Annotated in this window: 15 protein-coding genes; 6 read left to right on the plus strand and 9 right to left on the minus strand. The window is 33.7% G+C overall.

Annotated elements, in window-relative coordinates; all coding sequences use genetic code 11:
- Window positions 1–1,030 precede the first annotated feature (1,030 nt).
- Entirely contained in the window at window positions 1,031–1,174 is a 144-nt protein-coding gene (locus NZM04_09390; GenBank protein ID MCS7064233.1) for a hypothetical protein, read from the minus strand.
- A 34-nt stretch (window positions 1,175–1,208) separates the two neighbouring features.
- Here NZM04_09390 and NZM04_09395 point away from each other — a divergent pair, with 34 nt between their 5' ends.
- Window positions 1,209–1,382, plus strand: a complete 174-nt coding sequence (locus tag NZM04_09395) for a hypothetical protein (protein ID MCS7064234.1) — start codon at window positions 1,209–1,211, stop codon at window positions 1,380–1,382.
- Between the two features lie 554 nt (window positions 1,383–1,936).
- Here the strand turns inward: NZM04_09395 and NZM04_09400 are convergent.
- From NZM04_09400 to NZM04_09415, 4 genes are all read right to left on the minus strand, one after another.
- Window positions 1,937–3,733, minus strand: coding sequence for a hypothetical protein (locus NZM04_09400; GenBank protein MCS7064235.1), 1,797 nt, complete (start codon window positions 3,731–3,733; stop codon window positions 1,937–1,939).
- Between the two features lie 1,833 nt (window positions 3,734–5,566).
- Window positions 5,567–7,297, minus strand: coding sequence for a hypothetical protein (locus tag NZM04_09405; GenBank protein MCS7064236.1), 1,731 nt, complete (start codon window positions 7,295–7,297; stop codon window positions 5,567–5,569).
- Window positions 7,298–7,570: 273 nt separating this feature from the next.
- Window positions 7,571–9,352 carry a hypothetical protein gene (locus NZM04_09410; GenBank protein MCS7064237.1) on the minus strand — a complete coding sequence of 594 codons (1,782 nt, stop codon included), beginning with the start codon at window positions 9,350–9,352 and terminating at the stop codon, window positions 7,571–7,573.
- Between the two features lie 1,233 nt (window positions 9,353–10,585).
- Window positions 10,586–11,770 (minus strand): CHC2 zinc finger domain-containing protein, encoded by a 1,185-nt coding sequence (locus tag NZM04_09415; GenBank protein ID MCS7064238.1) that lies wholly within the window; start codon window positions 11,768–11,770, stop codon window positions 10,586–10,588.
- A gap of 89 nt (window positions 11,771–11,859) precedes the next feature.
- On the opposite strand from NZM04_09415, the gene NZM04_09420 reads away from it, so the two are divergent.
- From NZM04_09420 to NZM04_09435, 4 genes are all read left to right on the plus strand, one after another.
- A complete protein-coding gene (locus tag NZM04_09420; protein ID MCS7064239.1) occupies window positions 11,860–13,263 on the plus strand; it encodes a sigma-70 family RNA polymerase sigma factor in 1,404 nt (467 codons plus the stop codon).
- Window positions 13,260–13,973, plus strand: a complete 714-nt coding sequence (locus NZM04_09425; protein ID MCS7064240.1) for a hypothetical protein — start codon at window positions 13,260–13,262, stop codon at window positions 13,971–13,973. Before NZM04_09420 ends, NZM04_09425 begins: the two co-directional genes overlap by 4 nt.
- A 157-nt stretch (window positions 13,974–14,130) precedes the next feature.
- Window positions 14,131–16,692, plus strand: coding sequence for an ATP-dependent helicase (locus NZM04_09430; GenBank protein MCS7064241.1), 2,562 nt, complete (start codon window positions 14,131–14,133; stop codon window positions 16,690–16,692).
- Between the two features lie 4 nt (window positions 16,693–16,696).
- The gene (locus NZM04_09435; GenBank protein MCS7064242.1) at window positions 16,697–18,604 is read left to right on the plus strand and encodes a hypothetical protein; all 1,908 of its coding nucleotides are present in this window, start codon (window positions 16,697–16,699) and stop codon (window positions 18,602–18,604) included.
- Between the two features lie 12 nt (window positions 18,605–18,616).
- On the opposite strand, the gene NZM04_09440 is transcribed toward NZM04_09435, so the two are convergent.
- Entirely contained in the window at window positions 18,617–19,414 is a 798-nt protein-coding gene (locus tag NZM04_09440; protein MCS7064243.1) for a sigma-70 family RNA polymerase sigma factor, read from the minus strand.
- 46 nt (window positions 19,415–19,460) lie between these two features.
- Here NZM04_09440 and NZM04_09445 point away from each other — a divergent pair, with 46 nt between their 5' ends.
- Complete coding sequence (locus NZM04_09445) at window positions 19,461–21,413, plus strand: hypothetical protein (protein ID MCS7064244.1); 1,953 nt, start codon at window positions 19,461–19,463, stop codon at window positions 21,411–21,413.
- On the opposite strand, the gene NZM04_09450 is transcribed toward NZM04_09445, so the two are convergent.
- The 3 genes from NZM04_09450 to NZM04_09460 all read right to left on the minus strand — a co-directional run.
- Window positions 21,403–22,167: a hypothetical protein gene (locus NZM04_09450; protein ID MCS7064245.1), complete on the minus strand. Its 765-nt coding sequence runs from the start codon at window positions 22,165–22,167 to the stop codon at window positions 21,403–21,405. The two genes, NZM04_09445 and NZM04_09450, sit on opposite strands and share 11 nt — an antisense overlap.
- A 1,231-nt stretch (window positions 22,168–23,398) precedes the next feature.
- Window positions 23,399–24,265, minus strand: coding sequence for a site-specific integrase (locus tag NZM04_09455; GenBank protein MCS7064246.1), 867 nt, complete (start codon window positions 24,263–24,265; stop codon window positions 23,399–23,401).
- Window positions 24,266–24,600: 335 nt separating this feature from the next.
- The coding region (locus NZM04_09460; protein ID MCS7064247.1) for a hypothetical protein at window positions 24,601–24,955 on the minus strand (355 nt) is incomplete at its 5' end.

The raw sequence follows: 24,955 nt of genomic DNA on the forward strand, positions 1-24,955 counted from the left end.
CACTGCCTAACGCATTTACCATCCACTTAGGATTGTTAAGCTCACGCAGGCGCTCATTCACCTCCCAGACAATCGCGATGCCTCTTCCAGTCTCAACCTTTGTTTCTACGCGATAGTAATGCACCATCCAGTTCAGCGGAGACATCCCTACAGGCTTCCAAGTTAGACATAAAGCGGAAATATCTTTTATTTCTGTCTAGTTGTTATAACACACAAGCAGTTGTTTTTTTAGGGTCATCTTATTTACCCTCAGTCGAGTAAAACAATCCTCTTCCTCATGCTTGCCGATATACAGCGTCACATGAGGTACGTGGCTATGTACGACCTTGTCCATGTTTCTCTCATATTCTAGTTTCAACTGCTTCCAATCCCAAGACGGCTGACTTTCCAGATCTGCATGGAGATTAAATAGTTGCTTGCCATATTGAGATAGGCTCATGAAGAGATCTAGCGTACATGGAAATGGAATATGCGGTTGTAAGCAGGGCAAATCATTCGTGAGTCGCTTTGCATAAATTAGAAGGCGAAGGATTGCATAGGTGTAAAAAAATGTCCTAGCCTATCTGATCTCTTTCGTCATTTAAACGCAACACTTCTTTGACCTCTTTGGGAGTGCCTAAATCCAAATACTTGCGTAGTCCCGCGAATAGCTCTGATAACCCGTATGCGCTTGCTTGAATGGATGCCGCCGATTCCTGCATTGCACAAAGGACGCAACCGACCGTCGTAGCTCCTCTACACACCGCGAAAAGCACCGCGCCCGCCGGCCTAAGCGAGCAAGAGCCCCCGCAACTCGGCGAGACTTGCTTCAACCGAATAGGTCTGCGACTTGCTCTGCGTAGTCAGAGATACCCCCAGTCGTTAGTCCAAAGCGGCATACCCACTGAAGCCGTCGATGCAATACTAAAATGCGCGTGACCCTTAATCCACCATCGCTTGCAACACCGCTTCATCGCGGGATAGAGTATCTATCAGCTCATAACGCAGCGCATCCGGCGCTCGACATGCGTGACGAGATCGTCGCATTTTTTTACTCCCGACGAATGTGAACTGCTCTCAAGCTCGAAGATGGGTTAGTCGTCGGTTGGTGGCTGTGGGATGGGGGCAGCCAAGACATGTTCACCGGCGCACTTGATAAGCAGATTGCGCCCGATGCGTCGGAAGCTGTGGCCATCTAGATACATCTCGACGGCTTGGCGCGGGATTCTATGTGGGTAGCTGATTGGGTTGGCCTGAGGGGTGAAATGATGATTGCAGGCCTTGCACAGGTAGCGCTGGCTGCTGCTGTGATTTTTGCCTCGTTTGACCACCGATTCGCTTATGTATCTTTTGGCATTTCATGTATCCAATTTTATTCACTCCCAAATAATCATCAACTCTAAGGATTGAGTCAATCTGTAATCGTACTTTGCTTGTTCTATCTCATAGCCGCAAAACAACAGACCACTCATTTTATGAGTGGGGCAAACAACATTTATCATTAACATACTGGTAACAATGATACCGGATACAGTGTACCTTATCAGCTTGACTTACCCTTACAACTTACAAATCATCAAATAGATAGTTCTATATGATATTACCTCATTACAAAACATATTGTTAATATAAAGATCATTGCATGTGATGTACTTAGCTCAACGATGACACTTGAAATCGTATATACCAAATATCCGGTTACATAGTCAAAATAATGCTTGAATTACGAAATGGCGCTTGATAATCATACATAATTGATAGGAAAATCCTTGCCAATTATGATGTGAAAAAAATTAACAACAAGTGCTGATATTGGTACATGGTTAGTAGGGGTTTGATCTATGGCTTTGCAATTAAGTTTTGCTAGATAATAGGTCAAGCTTCTTATCTTATTTTATAAATAAGTAAAATAAAATAAGTAATTATATACTAAGCTGTTGTAAAAATTTTTATGTTGTCATATATAATAGTGTTCATACTCTAAATCTTCTATACCACTAATAATTTTGCGCGCTATTCTTTTCATATTCTCATCTAACATATCGCAGCTATTGATATAAAAAAGAATTCTTGCACCATAGTTTGACCATATATTTTTAGACATTTCCAGTATCTTTTTTATTTCATCATCATGCTCAGCATATTGAACGGCGCGGATAATACATTTTAAAATTTTATCACCATCCATTAACTTGAGTAGATTAAATATTTCGCTAGTTGGATTTTCTAGTAATTTATCGGCGTATTTAAACAAAAGAGAAATCCATTCCTCGTTATTATTTAAAAACAATAGGAGTAGAAATTTTGGTAAATTATTTTTATCATGACTAAAGCAGTCTAACACCTTATTAATCAGATCTTTTTGTTCTAGATCATTCTTTAATATTAATAGAGCTAAACAATACGCGACGCTTTTATACGAGCTATATGGATATCTTCCTTTTTGATAAGCTGATATAAAGAAATTAAGATAAGATATAAGCCTAAGCTCTATATTATCATCCTCTATTTCGTAGATTCTACGAAGATAAAAATCTAAACATAATTGAGTATTATATCTATCTATTAGCTCTTTTCTTTCATCATCGAAAATAATTTCATCATAAATTTCATGAATATATTTACCCTCAGGATCAATTTTCCTAATTTTTTCCTCCAATTTGATGATTAAAAGATAATTTCTTTTTTCTACTGCTTTTTTGTACATATCTCTCATTAAATCTATTGTTTCCACACACTCAACAATTTTATGCACAGCAAGAGCGTTCTTGTAACAAACTAATGCATTGATCATCCAAGAGTCTATATATCCAAAACGAAACAATTTTTCCAGTAAAATACCAAAACAAACAGAAGGAAAAGGTTTATCTGTTTTATCGAAATAAAATAATATCTGATTGATTGAATATACCAATGCTGCTTTTATCTTTCTTTCATTTATATTTCCGTATAATTTTCCGTTCAGAAGAAATTCGTTTACTAGGAAATAAAGCTCATCTAATTGACCTTCACCTAAAATAGATATCGCTGTTGTTATTTTTTGGCAATCGCGATATTTTATTTTATCATTCATGCAGCGTTTTTTCCTTAGAATATAAACCGCCTCCGAAACTAAATTATAAATGTATCTTAAAGCTTTTTTGTTATTGTTTTTGAATAGATGTATTAAATCGTAATTTCTTCCATAATCCATATCGCACTGCATACTATTTCTTCTATCTATTATATTAAATACCTCTTCATCGTATATCCCCATCTTTTCACATATGACAAGATAAAAATGTATGCTAAATTTGTTTATCATAAAATGATTGCAAGAAGGAAAACGTCTCATTTCATTATATATTGCATCATGTATACCATGACATACATCTAAAACTAAATCAAATAGATGGACCAATTCTGCAACTATCAAGCCGGGTTTATTTATATAATATATTATCTTCTCCGCATATTCGTTGCTGTTTACCAATATACATCTAGCGATGTATGCTGCAGTGTGAATAACTGGAGTTTTATGTTTTTCATATAAGTATAAAACCCCTTCCAATTTATCAGAATTGATCATTGCGAGGTAAATTAGAGCCTGTGCTTTGATTAGGTCAGAAGTTGATTTATTAAAAATTGATACCAATAATATCATCTCTGATAATTCTTTATGTTTTTTAATATAATCAAGCATTTCACGATAGTTATGATTGTGTATATTCTCTTCTAATATAAAATGGTCTATTAGCACTTTTAAATCGCTCATATTTCACCTGTTAATATTCTAAACAACTATTGTGCAAGTTACTCATAAATAACGAGCGCATTAATTAAAACCGTGTTGTTTTACCTTTATTTCAAGTATTTTAAACTATTATTCTGAATCAACGTTTTAATATAATTATATATTTGTTATTTAAATAGAAAATTTAAAGATTTAAAAATATGTTATATTATTAAATGCATAGATTTCTATAAATCAAGCGAAGCAGTAAATATATATCACGTATGCAGCATTATTTATATCAATAATTCATTTATATAGGCCTTTTAAAATTTGCATAAAAGAATGTTTGTGTTACATATAATTCTCGATGTAAAATTACGAATTTTTATTTATTATCATATATCCATCTAAGTCAGCGCATGTAGCAGTGGCAATGTTTTTAATATATAAAATATTAATCATGAATAGCAAGTGAGCGAATAGCTTGAGGCACATGAACTGATTTGAATATATAAACTAATCAACAAACAAATTTGTATAAATTTCAGGGTTGGCCGATGTTGCTTGTTCAAACCGCTTAATTAATATTTCACTTGTGCGGATTAAATAAACTATAGTCAACTAGATAAAACGGGTCATTGATGATATCTTGGTTAAGCAGAGACTAAAACTCTCAACTAATATACAACCTGTGAATGATCTTGATTATTATTTCACATTCGGCGATAATAAAAAGACACAGCAATTTCATCATCCAAGTTGAGCATTGTCTCACTTTATTTAGTTATTTGATAAATACTCTGTTTAGCAATTGAATAACTTTATAAACAGTAGCAAATCAAACTCTAAAGATATGGCATCATAGCCCTAAAGCTTTAATTGATATGCAGCTTTAGGCCATCGTGACGAAATACTCAGATTTTGTTTAACAAACTGAAGATCTACCTGCTTGAGACAATGTTTATCAAGCTTCAATGGATTACGATAGATTAGTTAACAATTTCAACTTCTTTTTGGATCTGTTTTGAGGAGACGCAGAGGTCAATCATGTCATTTGTACAAAGTTGTAATAGGTGACAGTTCTTGAAGCAGCGCATAAAGGTTATACTAGCTACCAGATGTACTACGCGAGTATTTAGGTTTAATCGTTCTAGAACCACATAGATTTTGATCTTAACTGTTAAAAAAGCACAAGACCTGTTTGCCTATGAATTATATCTGGTTGTGTTGAATAATTACTAATACAATTATCCAATAAGCTTATCTCTGAAAAGAGATAAGACGTTTTTATCCCTATAAAGCAACCATAATATTTTAATACAACTGCTCAGTGTATTTTATTATATATTTATTCTTAAACTATCTTTGTTTATATATTTTCCGCACTAATGTTGCGATTACATCATACTTTTATTTGAAATTTAACACATAAGACTATTAGAGCAACGATCTCATTGAGCTCCAATAAAATATATAAAATTATTAAGAATAGTTTATTTATGCTGGTTACGCAAAAATTGTCGCGCCTTTTAAATATCTATGATTTACTATTAATATCTAAAATTATACATAATATATCTTAAATTGCGGATATATAGGTACACGCCAAGATTTTACATAATATTTTGACTTGATAACAGCACAGAGGTATTTAAAAAATTATTAACCGTTAAATATAATATATAAATGCTTCAGTGTACTGAACTATTATATATTTTATAATTCAACGGTATATGTATTCTAATATCATTGCACTTTAAATTTCATCTGAAAAAGCGTAATAAAATCATGATATTTCAATATATCTTTCAATGCATGTATAATAAAACAAGCTAAAATAGAGTTATTTATGAAAAAGATATATTTTTATACTTATAAAATAATTCCTTGAGACAAGCTTCCTTTTGTTATATCTTTGCTCATATTATTCACTAGCTTAAACATGGAATTACATTCCCCCATTTCATTGCTGTTAAGTAAAATGTAATTATATATATCCAGAGGCCCTATAAAATCCAAGCCACATTTATTTATTATTTTAGAAACCTCTGATATATCTTTATTCTTATTATAAACAAAAGCCAGTGATTTTAAAACAGTTTCCTTGTCTACATCTTGAAATAAGCAACGCATAGAAGATTCTAGATATTTACATTCCTTAATCATTAAATCAAAAATGGGCACAAGCAACGAAGCGTCATTTTGACTTAATAATATAACAAAAACCGATAAAAAAAGATCAAATTCGTCTCTTTCGCTTATACTGGCTGTGTTTATTATATTTTTAGCGGTCTCTATGCTTTTAGTTTTATCTAGCTCGTATAATAAAAATAAAAAATATTGGCACTCACCATAGGCATGATTTTTATTTATGTATGATTCTAGAAATTCTACCACTTTTTTTTCATTCATACGTGAGGCAATTCTAAGAGCGTGTAATTTTGTTGTAGCTTTTAATCTGCGATGTTCTACTATATAAGGCATATAATCTAACAAACAATCTACATGGTAAGCAAACATCACATCTAACATATTTAAGAATATTTCATCTAATTTTTCCTTAAAAAATAAATAGATATTGCCATTAAAAAATTCAGATACATGACATTTTTTGTACATTTCTTCTATTATTTCAACTTTACCTGTTTTCATATATTCTAACATTAATACTGAGTTTTCTTTATTGAATATTTTTGGGGTTATTATTCTAAAAATTATCTCGCCGTTATTATATGAAAACACGCTATTCCATATATTTTTATCAAAACAATCCTTGTCCCTTTCAAAATCACAAATAGAAAACAACAGATTGAAGAGAGCTAAAGGATCGTTGTATTGATTCTTATCTAACGTATCTATTGCTATCTGCTTTAATTTTTCTTTATTTTGCATTATGATGTTTATAATTTTCAATCTTTCCGCTTTATCTTCACAATTCTTGTTGATATATTCATCATATATTGATTGATTATAAATCCGTGCAAGTGCATCAAAAACTAGACTTTTAGATATATCTTCATCGGTATATATTATATCAAGAAGGAAAGAAACTACCTCATATGATACGCAATTCCTCATGTATTTTATGATATCACGCTTTTTTTCTATTTCAGCGGTTTTTTTATACAAACAAATCAAATCTTTTACACAGGCTGAACTCTTATACAGCGATAACAAATGTGTTAAGTCATATAAAGCGTCTCCAGTTGATATCGCCTCAACTTTTTTGTCTATAAAAATATCGCAGAGTATGTCATTAAAATGAACAGAAATTTCATGCACGTATTTATTGTTTTCAAGATTTTCAAGTATATATTTTTTCACCATTTCTAAAATTTTTTCATCACTGTCCTCGATCATAATCCTTAAAAGATCACTTTTATCTAGTATATTTGAGCTATAAAGTAATTTCCTTATTTCTTCCAAGGCTTTAATATCTCCCGACATGTATAATGAATAGAGGTAAATAAAATGGCTAATGGCGTAGTGATACATATTTTTAAGTGCGTCTAATTCAATATGAGTGATCATCTTTTTTTCAATTAAAAACTTAGCCGCAACTATCATTCTATCACTATTACCATGAGAGTAAAAATATCTCATAAGAAGCAGTGTTTCTTTTGGGTGTAAATTAAATAAAAACTTGACTCGTCTATAAATATCTGGTATAATTCCATAACAGTGCATGTCATATAGTAAATTAGCAAGCGAATAATTTATCATCATCTACTTTATTATAACCCACTCACTTCGTTTGCAAACTGATCGAAATTCTCTAAACCCAAATATATAAAATGGCCTACTAACTTCACACTAGATTATCTGAGAATGGATTGTAAGCGTCATCCTCTCCATTAATCAAATCTAGTAAGCTACCTACTCAGAATTTAGCACCAAGTGATCAATATCTATTTGTGTAGCATCTTTTATTGGCATATGGCATTTATTTAATATTTCCAAAATCTTCGACGAGTTTTGATTATTATTATAAACAACAGACAGAGATTTTAGAATATTCTCCTTGTCTAAATATTTAAACAATCGAATGATTTTATAGTACATATCTTTTTTTTCTTTGCTCATGAAGTCAAAAATAGAAGCTAATGACGAAGGATCATTTTGAGTTGATAATATGATAAAAAGCGATGGTTGATCGATGAATTCATATCCTTCACTCATACTAATTTTGTGTATAATATTCTTAGCAACTTCTACACCTTTAGTTTTATTTAGCTCGTATAATAAAAGCAAAAGATATTCTCTTTTGTTATTTATGTAATTTTCTGTTATATATGATTCAAGAAATTCGATAAATTCTTTTTTATGTACAAGCGAAGCAATTCTAAGAGCACGTAGTTCTGTAGTAATTTCTATATTTTTATGCTCTAATATATAAGGTATATAAGGCAACAAACAATCCATGTTGTTAATAAATATTACATCCAACATCTTCGAGAATAATTTATCTATATTTTCATCAAAAAATACACGCAGTTTATCTCTTAAATATTCAATTACCGGGAATTCTTTATATATTTCAATTATCATTTGAGCATCTCCAGTTTTTATGTATTCTAGCATGAATAAAACGTTTTCTTTTTTAAATATCTTGTTGGTGATAATCTTGAATATTTTTAATTTATTATCATATAAATCCAGGCCTATAGACTTGTTTTTATCCAAAATGGATGTGTCTTTTTCAATACCACAGATAGAAAATAGTAAGTTAAAAGAAGCCAAAATCATTCTGCAGTCCTTATTTTTATCAAGAGCGTCCATAGCTACATACTTTAATTTATCTTTATTTTGCCTTATAGTGTTTATAATCCTTTCTCTTTCCGCTTTGTCTATACAATCTTTATTCATATATTCATCATAGGTCAATTTATTATAAATCTGTACAAGCGCATCAAAAGCTAAATCTAGCGATGTATTTTTATTGTTATATATTGTATCAAGGAGGAAATCAACAGCTTCGTGTAATAAGCAATTCTGCATACATTCTATAATAGCTCTTTTCATTTTTATATCGTCCGTTTCTTTATATATATAAATCAAATCTTTGACACAAACTGGATTATTAGAAGTAGAGAGCGATTTTATCATATGCATGCGATATGAATACAACTCACTTTTATTTAATATCCCATCAATTATTTTGTCTCTAAAAGTGCTATAGAATATGTTTGCGAAATAATCACAAATATAAGGTATGTATGCAATATTCTTCGACTTTTTGATTAAGCATTTTTTTATGATTTCTATAATCCTATCATCACTACCCATAGTCATAATTCTTAAAAAATTAAGGCCGTCTAGTGTCTTTAAACTATTGAGGTATTCTTCAATTTCTTCTAGAGCTTTGATATTTCCGGACATGTATAATAAATACTTAAGAAAAAAACCGTGTGCAGCATGCCCTAGAATTGTTCTAACAAAATCCAATTCGAAAATATCTTTAACTATCCTTTTGTCTACCAAAAATTTAGTCGCTAATATCACTACGTCCATATAATGATCAAACGAAAAGTATCTCAACAATAATGATGTTTCTTTAGGATATAAATTAAAAGAAGACTCAATATGTCTGTAAATATCCGGTGGAATCTCTATAAATTGCATTAGATATGGTAGATCAGCGAGTGAATAATTAGTCATCTCTTTCTATATTATAATCTCCTTTCTTCGTTTGTAAACCGATTGAAATCCTCTTAATCCAAATAGATGAAAAGTCCTATCAACTTCTTCCACACTTATAATTAAGATATATTAATAAATTAAAGTGCAAAATTATGAATATATAAAACTCGATGTATTTGCTATAAAAAGAAATAAGCAAAAGGGAGATCAAAATAATAATAATTAAGACAACGCGCGGGATTATCTGGGAATGGATTGTAATCGTCATCCTCTTTACTAATCCAATCTAATAGGCTATCTGATCAGAATTTAGCATCAAGTGAGCAATATATATCTTTATAGCAATGCTTTTTGGCTTAATAAAAAATACGAATCAAGCATACAACGAATAGCTAACTGAGTCAAATACATAGCAGAGAGCATGCTTAAATCCATCACATAGTAACTAGTCGGTTATTTACCATTTGTTATACTCAATAAATTATTTGCATACTGATCGTATTATACTAATATTGTATATAATATACCTTAAACTGCAAACATATAGATACATGGTTAGATTCGAAATGATATTTTAGACAGATTGCAAACTTGAATTATTTGAAAGCCGGAGTGATTGTAAAAACTAAATAAATATTTTTCAATATTTTACACTCGACATCATATTTAAATAATATCATTATTCCAATATTACAGCTAATTAAATTTACATAAATAACATAACATGACTGCAATGTTTGATTATATCTTTCTACGGATATGCTATAAAATACGTTGGTATGATATTACATATAAAAGCAATATCTTTTTATATCTACCATACAATTTCTTGATGTTCATCTTCTGTTATTATATTTTACCATAAATCATCTACGATTTTAAATAGATAATTATCCCCATCTATGTCCTTGTGATAACGTCATTTTCATAGGGAAAATTTTTTGATATAGGTAAATGTTGGCTGTTTATCTAGTATAAAAAATATAGCGAAGGGGGGCGGTTAGGAATCATTGGATGGGGATCTGAGTATGTTCGGCGATGTACTTTAAACATTTATCTACTGATATATCTACCGATAGTTGAATTTAGAGTAAATTTTTGGTCAGTTGTATCAAAATAAGGGGGGGAGGGAGAATTTTTTTAATCTAGGCAAGCACTATTCGTTCATCAAGTATTGTATTGTAATTTAATGATAATGTCTCTATACTATGGACATCAAAAACAAAACTATGTAGCCTTGCGATTTTGATTTCACAAAGCATAACTATTATCATATATTTTTTTAGACCTTATCTCCATAAATCTAGCGAACTCATCTAGTTTCTTATCCTTCATGATATCGCCCAGATCTTTAAATTCCATTGGTAAACGAATGACATCAAACTCTTTATGCTTGAACTGCGCAAGAATCTTATCGTTTTGAAATTGTTGAATAGCTTTATTGCTTACTATAATAGCAGGTTTTATTCCTTGCTTATTAAATGCATCAATTAGTGTAGACATAGATGTTATACCAGCGGCATCACTATCTAACATAATAAAACCGCGCTTTTTAAAAACACCGTTTCTTTCTAGATGTTTAAAACTTTTACCACTTGGTAAACCTAGGAGTGCCGCTATACTAAAACCATTGGCATAGATTCCAGATTGCCAAGCAGCATAAGCATCTACGGTGCCTTCGACAATCAAAACATAAGGATCATTTTCAGAGCCGATAAATAGCGGCATTTTTACTGAAGAGGATGTAGGTAGTCCTAAGTACTTTGGTTGTTGATTATCACGAATCGAACGCCCTATTAAATAAACCACATTTTCTTTTTCATAGATCGGGAAAACAATGCGATGTTTAAGAAATGGATCCCAGTGACTATTAACCAGCCCTGCTTTTAAGACATCAGCAGGAGCATGATTAAAGCGAGATAGCATCAAATTGACAAAATCTCTCGACATGTATGAAAATCCTATCTTAAATTTATCTATAGTTATCGGATTAAATCCACGCATGAGAAGATAATCCATGGCATTATATTTTTTGTCTCGTTTCAAGTTCTCGTGCATGAGCGTAATCGCATCTCGCAAGATTAAACTAGTCTTCTCGTCAGTAATTTCATCTTCTTCTGTCTCTTGTCGGTGTAAAGGGATATAATCTTCTTTCCTGCCGTTTTTTTCGACGAATTCTTTTAAAACTTGGACTGCTTCTTTAAATGTACATTTCTTTGCCATCATAATGAAATCCAATGCACTTCCGCCCTTGTTGCATATAAAACAATAAAACAAGCCATTTTCCTCGTTTAAACTTACTGATGGATGGGTATCTCGTCTTTCACCACATATGCAACGGCACATCCGATTTTTAACCAAAGAGCTGTATTGATATGCTAGACTAGTGATAGAGCACGATCTTTTTAAATCATTTAAATCTATATTTTCAGCCATATTTCAATCCTCTATAATTCATTATAAGCACTTTTGCCATAGTTGTCAGAATACGTATTTTGGATATACTATAATATGGAGGTTAATGTATGACGAAGACGAAAAGAGGCGTAGATATGGGTAATAAGACAAAGAAAAAGACCACAGGGATCGAAAAACCTAAGATAGTCATACCGCTACAGCCTATTAATAGCGCTGAAATAAAAGCGTTAGAAGAAATAACAATAGAAGATGAATTGTTTAATGCGATAAGAGATGGGACAATCTCAGCGGCAGAATTTGATCAAATATGTTCTCAAAATAGTTTAGATGAAAAAGGAAGAGCGGAAATAATAGATATGTTGCAAGAGATGGGTGTGAGTATTGTAAGTGATGATAACATAACAGCGCAATTTCAAGATGATGAAATGCCTTCAAACAACGATGATTATGATGAAGATGATGAAAAAGAATATGATCCCTTGGAGGAAATGAATGATGAAGAGATCCTGAAACAAATTGTATACGAAGGGGATTTGCAGGGTTTGATTATTAAAGATATGACTCAAATGCCACTTTTAACGGCAGACCAAGAGGTGACTTTGGCAAAAGCTATCGAGGCAGGTAAAACAGCTAAGTCTATTCTAAATAATTTAACAAATCTAACCCTTGATAAATTAATAGAGGAGATGGATAGTAAATTCAAGCTTAAGCGTAAGCCCCGTACTCGTGCAGAGGCTGAGGTCATGTTAAAGAAGATATTTGACGAAGGAGTAAAGGCAAGAGAAACACTTATTATGTCTAATACTAGGCTGGTTATAAGTGTTGCGAGGAAATATATCGGAAGAGGTGTAGGCTTTGTCGATCTAATTCAAGAAGGTAATATCGGTTTAATGCGTGCAGTTAACAAATTTGATTGGAAGCGCGGTAACAAATTCAGTACTTATGCCACATGGTGGATACGCCAAGCGATTACTAGGGCGATCGCTGATCATGGAAGAATTATACGGTTGCCGGTTCACATGAACGATACAGTCGCGCGCGTTCATCGTATATCGCATCAATTAAGACAGGAGCTTGGTCGCGAACCAACTATTGAAGAGTTGGCTGATAAACTATCACTTTCACCGACAAAAGTGAGACAGATTCTCGGGGCTTCGAAACATGTCGTGAGTTTAGACGAATCTCTTTCAGATGAAGAGGATAGCAATTCACTTGGCGATTTAATACCAGATTTAACGAGTGCTAATCCTGATATCCATGTAGAAAGCAGCGATCTTAGTAATACTATTGCTCAGATGTTGCGAGTATTGACGCCTCGCGAACAAAAATTAATTATCATGCGATACGGATTAAATGGGGATAAAGAAATGTCCCTAGAGGAGATCGGTAAAAAGATGGGCATTACTCGTGAGAGGGTAAGGCAAATTGAAGCTCAGGCACTGCGCAAGCTGAGATCTTCGCCTAATATGAGAGAGCTATTTCCCTATAAAGGTTATTTTAACTATAAATGAAATACCAACTCTCATTGAATCGTCGTTCTTTATCAACACAGTATTTGATACATCACCTGATTAAATATGGTGCGATACCCTTTTTACGTCTAAAAAGGGGTTTAAGAACACAAATTGCTTCTCTTTATATTTTAGACGCAAATAATTTTTCATTTTTCCTCGAAAAACAAGGTGAAATTCGCATCAATGAGCCATTTGATAAATTTACCAAGACAAGATTTCTACCGATACTTGATCCACTAAAACACAACCAGTTATCTGAATCTGAGTGCTATGAGCTTTCCAAATGGGCCATTAAATATGCCGATTTCCTTGATGCTCTTCATGAGAGTGTATCCATAAATGATAATGATTTAGTGCTGATTAAATGTTTCAACAATAAAAGTAAGGTATGCATAAATAAAACCAAGTCATATCCAGTAACACCTGGAAGTTATGTGAACACGCATGTCTTAAGATTATTAAACGCAATGGATGTATTTATTGCAAACGATGAAATTAAGGATGGCGAAGGTTTAAAAAGAATATATAACGGTCCATTAGCTATAGGTATTCGGTATTGTTCTCCTCATCCCTTGATCCCTGAAATAATAAAGATATCGAACATTGAAACGCAAATTGATAGGGCAATCGAGTATTATCTAAATGCTAAAGAAAACGTCCTGAATGAAATCAATTTAACCAACCATTCACACTCATTCTCACAATAATATCGTTTTGATGATTGTAAAAAAAACAATATTTCTATAAAAATGTACTGGAATCGAAGCATCTGTAATATTTTCGTTGATTTTGCGCTAGTTACATTATGTACAAGCTCCTCTTTGTTTACCCTAGATACTGCGCAATTGAATTAAAATATATCAAATGGCCATATCAGAAAAGATCCGTTTCATTTCAGAGTCTCTGAACCTCACAGAAGAACAAGTAAATATTATTCAATCACCATGGCCAAAGATGGTCATAGCTGGACCAGGCACTGGAAAGACCACAACGCTTGTGGCAAATATCTATGCACTGATCGCTGAAGGTGTGCCTCCAGCTAACATCTTAGCTATTACGTTTTCACGCATCGGTGTAAAGAGAATGATAGATCGCTTATCGGCATTATTAAATCGAAGCATCGCTTATGGAATTAATGTGATGACAACAGACGCACTTGCCAGACGCATGATTTATTCAGAAGCGTCTTTTTTTGGTAATCCAGATAAACGGTTACATATGATAACAGAAAATCAAGAGGTCAAAAGAACAGAGGATTTATTATACAAAGCACTGATAAAAAAAGACAAGGATGCAGTAAAATTACTAAACATAAACCTCGATAAATATTTCGGCAATATAGAAAATTTCAATTCTTATGAAATTTTAGAAACAGTTGTAAACGACATGAATGTGATTAGTAGATTAAGCAATGATAATAAAAATAAAGAAATGGCCTTCAAACGCATCATAGAGCTTTGCCAAAAAAATGCAATGGATTTTATTGGCATGCTTCTTTCAAGCAAATTAAGCGCAGATAAATTAAGCCATGATGATATGTACGATAATTATATCCAAACGGTCGCCGATTTGGTTAAAAAAATAAATGGCGGCGAAATAATATTAAAAGATGAGATTGAGAAAATAATATACCTAGGTGGTCTAATGTTGCTTATTCTAAAAGAAGTGTCTAAACCTGCGAATACCATCTTATTAGACTCCCTTAAACATTATGCGCATGTCTTAATGCTTGGAAAACCATACATCATGAAAGTTTACGCTGGTATGTATCCATACATCTTTTACGACGAATTTCAAGATATTGCTTTAGGTGAGTATGCTATTCTAAATGCATTGATTGAAAATCATAGCACCCCTTACCAAATAGCTGTATTTGGTGATCCTAATCAAAGCATCTATCAATTTCGCGGGTCACTCGGCATCAAGGCCTATGAGTTATTAGCAACAGGTTATATCAATCATTCCAGAAAAAAAGACAAGACAAAAGATGTGGACATAGATAAATTTATTTACTACTTAACCCAAGATCATCGATCATATCACCCTGAGTTAACCTATGCAGCCAGAACATTCTTGAAAGAGATGATGGATAAAAAGGGATTTACAGATAATATGAAAGATATTAGCTTAAGTGAACATATAATGAAAAAATACGTGCTTGTTTTATACGATAATATATTGAACAACAAAGAAGGGGTGTGTTCTTTAAAATCTCTTAAGGGCAAAACAAATATTTTTAGCCATCAACCCTCAGGATATATCGTTACTTTTGATGAAAAATATATGGACAACGAAGATCATGCCAAATTTATCGCTAAGATCTTGAAAGAGGTTCAAGGGAACGATACTCAATGCAAAACTGCAGCAATCATTTGTCAGGATGCAACCATTGCTTTGAATATAGAAAAAGCGTTGATTCAAAATGGGATCAGTTTTTCACCTTTTGATGATTCGTTCTTAAAAGGGGATGCATTTAGTTATATCCATTCTTTATATGCATTAGCACTCGGCAAAGAAGACCCATCAATATTATTTACAGCAATCATGCCACATTTCTCAAACCATCAGGAGAATTCAAAACTTAGAGATGATATAATAAAGATCATAAAAGAAGATTCGTGTTATAAAGAAAATGTAATACAAGACATGCGCCTATGTTTAGAAAACGAAAGCTTTAAAGAAGAGAATAAGGAGTTGATTCATCATCTTCGTGTTCTTTTTGATAAAATTTTAGAAATGAGAAAGAATGCATACGAAGCGATGGAACAACAAAATGAACCAACTGCATTAAATGATGTTGCATGTGATATTATTAAGGTTATTCTTTCTCAAAATTACGATCATGTGTTCAAGGGACACTCTATGCTTGAAAAAGATATCCAAAAGATATGCGCAGAAAAGTTCAACACAGACGATCAAGTTATGTTGGATAAATTACTGACAAATGCTAAGCAAGCGATTATAGATCTTTTTATACCCAACGAAAAACAAGATAGGAGATTAGTCGCTGAGTGGATCGATTGGTTGGCAAATAGAAAATATAGTGAAGATAAAATCAGCGATTTAAATGCATGGACTGATAACTGTAATGAAATCGTTGTGCATCTATTAAAGCCAAGACAAGCAAAAGGATTAGAGTATGATATCGTGTTCATCCCGTTTTTTAATAATGTATTTCCGCCCTTTAATCAAAGCGATGAAAATAAAAATCTGTGCTATGTTAGCATTACACGAGCACGCAGACTTACTGTAATTACCACAAATGGTAAAGTTCACGATTATCCAGTTATGAGAGCATTAAAGAATATCTATGAAACAATGACCCCTGGTGAGGCCCATTCTCATATTATCGCATATTTATCTGGAAATCATAGAAGAGTTATGGGTCAATCCAGGAATCCGTTTAACGCCTTGTATAGGGGGTAGTAATATGGGTAAATTAGTTTATATATCTGGCTTGGCTTCTTCTTCAAAGACCATGTCGCTTATTCTTAATCACGTCGAAGCTTCTCAGTCTAGATCAAGTGCGCTAATCTTTAATTCAGCAGAAGACGCATTAAACACCTGCGATATGTATACACGGCAAGACTTTCTCTCAACACGAAATATTATCCCAGAAATGGCCTCCATGATTAAAGAGACGTTGAATAAGAAGGGAACTGTCAAAAGTTTGCTTCAATTTGTCAGAAATTCGTTGCCTGCAGATAACCTACCAGCATGGGATGGAAAAGAAATGGCTACATATCATCAAAGGAGATCGGCTATTCTCAAAGTGGCACAAGAATATAAAGAACATCCCTTTGTTAAAAAATTCTTAGACAGCACACTAGTTGATACTCCAATCTTACGCCTAAGTTTATGTCCTCCAGGTAAAATTATGGATGTGTCCAATTTACCTCATCGAAAGATGATGCTAGAAATGTCGCAAAACAATAAAGTTACGGAGGAAATTTTACGGGGAACCGACAAAATTTTACATGACCAAAACCTTTATGATCCATCTGATCTGATGTGTCGCGCTCTTACTCATATTTATCGCCATAAAACTACTATCCCTGATAACTTGTTTTTTGACAGCGTTGAAACTTTTGATATACTAGGGCTAGAGTTAATTATTGCTCTGACCAATACAACGCAGACAAAAATCACAGTAGCTTCTGATATATGCTATGAAGGCATTATCGGAAGCGCTACAGGCATGTTATATCAAACCCTGAATGAGATAAAAAAACAAAATAATGCATCTGATGACTTAGAAGGAATTTTCTATGCTCCAAGTAGAACGCTTAGTCATATCTCAAATGATCTACTCTTAATAGATCCCATTTCTATTATCAAACCAAGCCTAAAAACCTATCGGCATCCTACAATCAGCAACGTTAAGAACATTAAATTTTCGTACAAGAGATATGCAGATGAGAAACAAGAATTACAATCTGTATACTTACATGTTATGGAAGCATTGTCAAGAGGACAAAGCGTTGCCGTAGTCTCGCCTTCACTTTATATACTCGACCTGATAACCGATTTCCTAGTTTCTATGCGGTGTCAAGTGATATGCCATGATAGTTTGCGTGACGCATTAAGTGACATGATATTTGAATTCGCGAATTGCGTGCAGAAAAAGGAGATAACCCCAGAAAAAATAGCCAAAATCTGTTCTCTCCTTTCTTCCGAATATAAACCATCCGCAGAATTAAAATCTAATTTCTATAGCAAAGAAATCAATCAATTAAAGCAAATTAACTCAACAGAACGCGCAGTTATTAATTTCTATAACTCAGTAAATAAATCGAATTCGCGTAATTTTTATGACATGCTCCGTGAGATTAGTATGTCATCAGCATTACCTAATTTGCTTAATCATAGCCGTTATTTAACAGAAAGATCTCCTATCTATCATGGGAAGATAGAACGCCTCAGGGAACAAATAGCAACTCATCATAGGAATATAGATATATCCTCGTCTGAGATGCTGCAATTATTAAAACAAATTAACTACATAAATAATATTGGACTGCCCCAAAAAAATGTTGTCTATATTCTACGCACAAATCAACTTCACAATAGAAAATTCGATTGTGTGATTGCTCCATTTTCTTCTCAAGAGATATGGAAGGTTAATCAAAAGGCATGGGAAAATTACGGCACTCTTGCTTTTCGTTTTGCCGATTTTTATGCTATTTTAGCTGCTTCAAATCAAACAGTTAAAATGAGTATGCCTTTATATCTATATCAAGGCAAGAATAAAGTATCACAAACGGATTTACCATATGTTAAATTCATATTAGATTCTTTAGTGCGTAGAAATATGCAGAACATGGCTGCTAATATTTGAATTTAGCTCAAATTAAACGCTGTATGAATTGTAATGTGAATTAATGTATTCAGCCAGCTTCATCTTTGCTTTTTTGATTATCTCATTAATCATTTGTTTGCTTACACCATACATTTTAGCAATTTGTGTACCGCTTTTACGTACCTCTCCTTGTAACCCATAATATAAAATAAGCACATTTCTTTCCCTTTCTTTTAAACAAACCTGCATTGCATTTCTTAATGCCTGAAGATCTTCGTCCATAGAAATAAGTGAGAGCATATCTCCTTGAGATTTATCCTCAATGATATCTTCGTATGTATTAGAATCTTCTTTAGAAGGATCAGTTTTTTCTTCTAAACTACAAACAGCAAAAAATAGCTCATTGGATGACTTATCATGTTTTAAATGAGCATGGTAAGGAACCTTGCTATCGTATATGTATTTGATTATGCCGTTCTGTATGGATGAGTGAATCCATGGTGTCGCATAAGTACTAAGTCGTGTATTATAAGAAAAATCATACCTATTCACGGCGGTTAATAGACCTACAATCCCATCCTGCATTAAGTCTTCACGATAACTGATGAGGTCTGGAATTTTACTGGTATAATATCGGACGATTTTGATGATCAAGCCCCTATATGAATCAACAAGTATACTTTTAGCTTCTTCAGGAGGAATTGTGCTTGTCTCGGGTTTCTGTATAGCTAAAACAAGTTCCCTTTCATATTCTAATGAAAGTGAGGGCATGCGTGAATTATTGGAGTTAGAATCTTTCCCATCCTCTTCTACATGATTATATGAGAAATACTTTCTCTGGGTAGCCATTTTCTTAGCGCGCATTTATATCTATTATATGCTGAAAAGAAAGAATATGACTGATCATAAAGAGGAAGAAACAAAGATTAACACCAAAGGTGATGATGTACAAAAACTTTTAACTAGATTAGTAGATGTAGATCATCTTAAAGACTGGTTTTTATATCCTAATATCCTATCATATATACTTAAGTTTGTTGTTAAATACTTGAACAAAAATGATCGCATAGAATATCTATATGATATATTCTCTACAATTATAAAAGGTCGGGGTAGTTTGATAAATCTTATACATTGTATAATCGAATCTATAGATACTTTTATTTTAGAAGAATACAGAGAAAAAGATTTTGGTGTATTATTGTTTGCGTCAGAGATTAACTACGGGAAGATATTGAAAATATATAATGTCATAGATTTTTATAAATACATTCAAAACAATGAAAGCAAGAGCGATTGTGTCGCTTTTATTGAAGCATCACGTTGGAACATTGATTTTTATCGTTCAGATAAACGCACGAGAAGAATAATGATGAATAAAGTTGCCGAAGGAATACATAATGGAAATATACAAAGAAAATATATACATTACTATATAGCTAACGCGACTCTAATAGATCCTTGCCTAGCATTTGATCAAATAATATCTTGGCCGATTGAGATACAGTATTGGATTATCGATGTATTAGCGAGATATAATATTTTAGAATTGAGAGAAAAAGAAAGAGATAAATTAAATGATATAGCAGTAAATGTGATCGATAAAATTGATGAAGATCTCGCAGCGCGGGGATGTAGCTTGTGGCCATTCATCAAGCCGGATGTATGTATTTCAGTCTTAAATAGATTAGAGGGTGATTTACTATATCGTGCTATTTTAGATTGGCATGATGTGCCTATTAATATCAGAGCAGAAGCTTTATTGAGATTGGACGCGACGAAAGCAATTTACGCTTATCATGTAATCGGTATTCATGACGAATATATCAAAGTCGAGATTATAAGAAAAGCCAAGAGACATGCTCTTATTAAGGCTTGCTCTTATTGGCAAGACGCTTTTATGTTTCTATCCGAAAAAGATCTTGACGCTCTAGATAATTCACTTATATATACACTAGGCAAGATATTGAAAAATAACCAAGAATTGATGGTTTACCTCTTCTCTAAATTAAGCGGAATATATAAGATCAATGCAGGGAGAGATTGGAAATGTATAACTCCTGAACTGCTTGAGAAAAAAATCAAAGACCTTACCTGTGATGATCTATATTTAGCGTTAATGACATGGCCTATATCGAAAAATGTGTTGGATTATTACATAAAACTGTTACCCGACGATGATAAAATAAAATTAAACATAATCATGGGCATGAAATCTTTTATTAAGATAGAGGAGAATTTTTTAAACGGTCGTCTTGTTTCGGATGTTATCGATATGCTGATAGCGTGTGCACAAGACATATTATCTTTCTATATTTATCGTCGGGATAAATGGCTATTAAAGCATATATACCTGTCTTATCCTCGCTTGTTGAAATTTTTTCACCCCCCATTGAAACATATACTTAACCGACTGTCTTCTGAATATATATTATCAAACTCATCGCAGGAACAAAAGATGAGGATATTAAAGATATTAGACCGTTTAGACGATAAAAGAATCATTAATGTAGCCAGTATGATGAAACCTGATGATGTAGTTACTTGTATATCTATGAAGTGGATCAATCATCCATGGTTTATCAAAAAAATATACGACAAAATAGACCTAAAAAATAAGATTGATTTGTACTTAAAATTCGATTCCATCGAAAAAGAAAAACTAGCAGATCAGATTTTTGAGTCAAAATCAAGAGATTTATTGATTAGATTTTTACAGGTAGAATTCATAAAATTTTCCTCATCGAATCATCTAACTATCAAGGATGTTAAATGGATTTATAATATTATCGAGAAAGCCAGAATCTTATTAAGAAGCAATTCGAGTAATAATGATATTATGAGTTAATATATGATTCCCCTATATTTATATTAAATCTCCTGAGACTATTTTTTACTTCTGATAACCCAGCCGCCCCCAAACCGCGTATAGATAATCCTTTCCTAAGCGCTTCAAGCAAAGCATTTGTATCATTAATACCACTTCGCCTAATAGCATTATAGCATCTAACACTTAATCCTAGGTCTTCCAAATTGGGTGGAGTTTTTTCAACCAGCTTATCTTTATTTCTTTTCTCCTGAAAATCTGCCATTCCGCCAGTTGAAATCGCAACCGCTTGCAAATTATATGCACAAAACCTCATCGCTTCTACAAATATTTCATACGCCGACCATCCAGATAGCGCCTTGATCTTGCCTACCACTTGATCATATTGTGAACCACCTATAGAATAATTTTCAGTCCTGATATCTATAGAAATAATAGGAGATGGAAAACCTTGTATTACATAATAATCGGCCGAATCATGAGGTTCTGATATCACACAATCAATATGTATATCTTCTGGTATTACAATACCCTCTGGAATTAAAATCGGTGCAACCTTATCATCTACTTCCTTTATAGTTCTTTCTTTTATAATAAACCGGAGGTTGTGATATTCTGTATCATTCGGCATAAAAATATTTCGCAAGATTGCAGATAGCCACTCAATAGTTGCTTTATCTTCTATGACAGGTGATGTTCTGTATGCTTCTATTCTTTTGCCGTATCTGAAAGACCTCAGAGATCTTTCAATTAAAACGGCTATGATGTCCCCCATCCCTCTATCTAGCTTGATGCTAAACTCGATCGTATTCTCCGCGTCGGATTTTTTGAGCTTTATATACGGGTAATAATACATCTCCTGATATATTATATACGACACTCTAAAATAGACAAGAGTATCACGTGGATATTGAGAAGATAGGTCACGAGTGGTCCAGGAACTTCCTAAGAAATATCGTTGAATAGATACATAAATATTCTAATCATCACGCATTATTGCGGCAGTACAAAACTGCCTGCTTATTATTTCTTATCTCACATCAATTCAATGGTCTGTTGATATAGAAAAATCCTAAAAATTATAAGTGCGACAATCACAATCAACCCACATATGGTTCATCTTTAAGTAACGGGATTAATTATATGCAAAAATTCATAGGACCACACCAATCTCTTATGATGATAGCGATAAAGAAATGAAGGTTTGTTATTATAAAAGCGACAAATAGATCGATGCCATTTTATAAAGTGCCTCAACCCCAATACTTGCGTAGTCTCTTGGATAGTTGTAATAACCTATAGATGCTTGATTGAAGAGTTACCACCAATTCTAGCATGATGCAAAAAACGCAACCAACTGCCCCATCTCCTCCATATACCACAAAAAGCACCGCATCCATCAGCCTAACCGAGCTAGATCCATCATAACTCGGCGAGACTTGCTGCGATCAAATAGATATGCGATTTGACATGCGTAATCAAATACTGCAGCCACGGCAGTCTAAAGCAGCATACCCACTGAAGCCGTTAGTGCAATATTGAAATGACCGTGACGATTGATCCACCACCGCCTGTAACACTGCTCCATTGCGGGTCAGAGTATCTACCAGCTCATTACGCAGCGCGTCCAGCCATCGGTTTGAATGGTGAGAAAGATGCGTTTTCTTACTCCAGACTAATATAAACAACTAATCGAGTTAGACCATGGGTTAGTCATCAGTTGGGGGCTGTGATGCGGTAGGGTAGAGAGACAATGCACAATCACCAGAGTACTTGACCCAGTTTGGTTACGGATTACGCATTTGACACACAGATTGCGCCTTATGCGTCAAAAACAGTCGTCATCCAGATACATCCAGCCGACTTGGCGCAAGATTCTAAGAGATTGACTGATTTGGTTAAGCTGATGAGTGATATAACGACTATTGCCCTACCTGTTTGTTATAAAAAGATAAACCCGCCATAGTTCTGACCATATAGATCAACACTTATGGCGGGTTTACCTCTTACATGCTTTGCCCTATATTAAACATGTCTTGTGACGCTTCGCTATTATCAATCTCGCTTACCTTACGGCCGCCTAATCTTCTGATTTCATACCATGTAACATCCCCAACCCCAGCTTCCTTAGCTCTTTTAGAAAGAACCTGATATGCCGCGGGAGGCAAGATACTCTTGGAAGTATCTACCCCATTACGTTTAAGGGCACAAAAGAGATAATCCCCGTCTTTTCCTCTTACGCTTAGCCATTTCTTTAAAGCGTAAGCAACATCATTTTCAACCAGAATAGTTGATTTACCATTCGGGGTATTAAAAGTTATCTCACAACCATTTTCTGTTTCTTGAACGTCTCCAACTCTCACAGACAAAAGTTCTTGGCAGCTTACACCAGTTGCAGCCGCAAGAGCTATTAGCGCAGCATCTCTACTCCCTGATGTCTTACTATCTTTCCAACAAGCCTCAATCATCTTCTTAACCTTATCATTATCCAGCGGGTTCATTGATCTATTCGATCCATCATACATCAAATCATAATTCAACTGAAGTGATTTTATCTGATTGAATTTATCGTTCGGAATATAACCCAAAAGAAAAGCTTGCTTGGCTACTCCACGTAGTGTGGTTAGAGCGCGTTTGGCGGTTGTCGGTGTACCTCTAGCTACAATTCCATTGACAAAACTCTGAATCTGATCCACTTCAACTGTAGACCAATCAATATCTTGCCATCTTTCGTAGCCATTCACTTTTGCGAATTTTTCCAGATCTGATTCTATTGCTTTCCGACTAATTGGATTGCTTTGTGATCGCAAATAGAATTCAGCTGGATTGACGAGAGTTTTGTTCTCATTTGAATAGGTAGTTTGGGTTGTCATTTCTCTAAACCTCCTGTGAATTGATATCTCTGATCCTTAGATTAGTGATTCATCACTTGTCTAAGCATCACTAATCTATGGATTTCATGTTCTATTATAAACCAATTTACGCCGATTTGAAAAAAAATCTCATTTCAAATGGACAATTTCATAGAAAAACCTGTTATTTTTCAATCATCCGGATAAATTAAATGGCACTATCTATTTCATGGCAATATTATATCATAAAAGGCGCTTGAATAATTTCGCTAAGACTTAAGCAAATCTAACATATCTGCAAAATATGCATGCACCACATGCTCATTACAACTAGGATTAAACAAATGGCGTATATTCTAATGAGCAAAAGAACTACAGTTATCTTGTGATCCGCAGTATGTACGATAGTATTGATCCACATACAGACAGAGCAGACGAGTAACTACTTGTTGAAGCTTATGCCAATCCTTTGGTGACTGAGGCAAAAGCATATGCGCTTCAGCAACAATATGACAGCAATTTGAGGCAGCAATTGTGCGCAAGACTGCCGATGAAGGAACCACCAAGTTACTCATCCCTCGCGCTTGCTTGTACTCAAGCACATCGAGGTAGACCTGCTGCCAGTCCACAAGATCGAGGCTCTGCGCGGGGATGGACTGAACTTGCCCTGCGCCGGTCTGGGTAACGTGCAGCCCCATCCCCGTGCTTTGA

Source organism: Candidatus Methylacidiphilales bacterium (assembly GCA_025056655.1).
Classification (GTDB): domain Bacteria; phylum Verrucomicrobiota; class Verrucomicrobiia; order Methylacidiphilales; family JANWVL01; genus JANWVL01.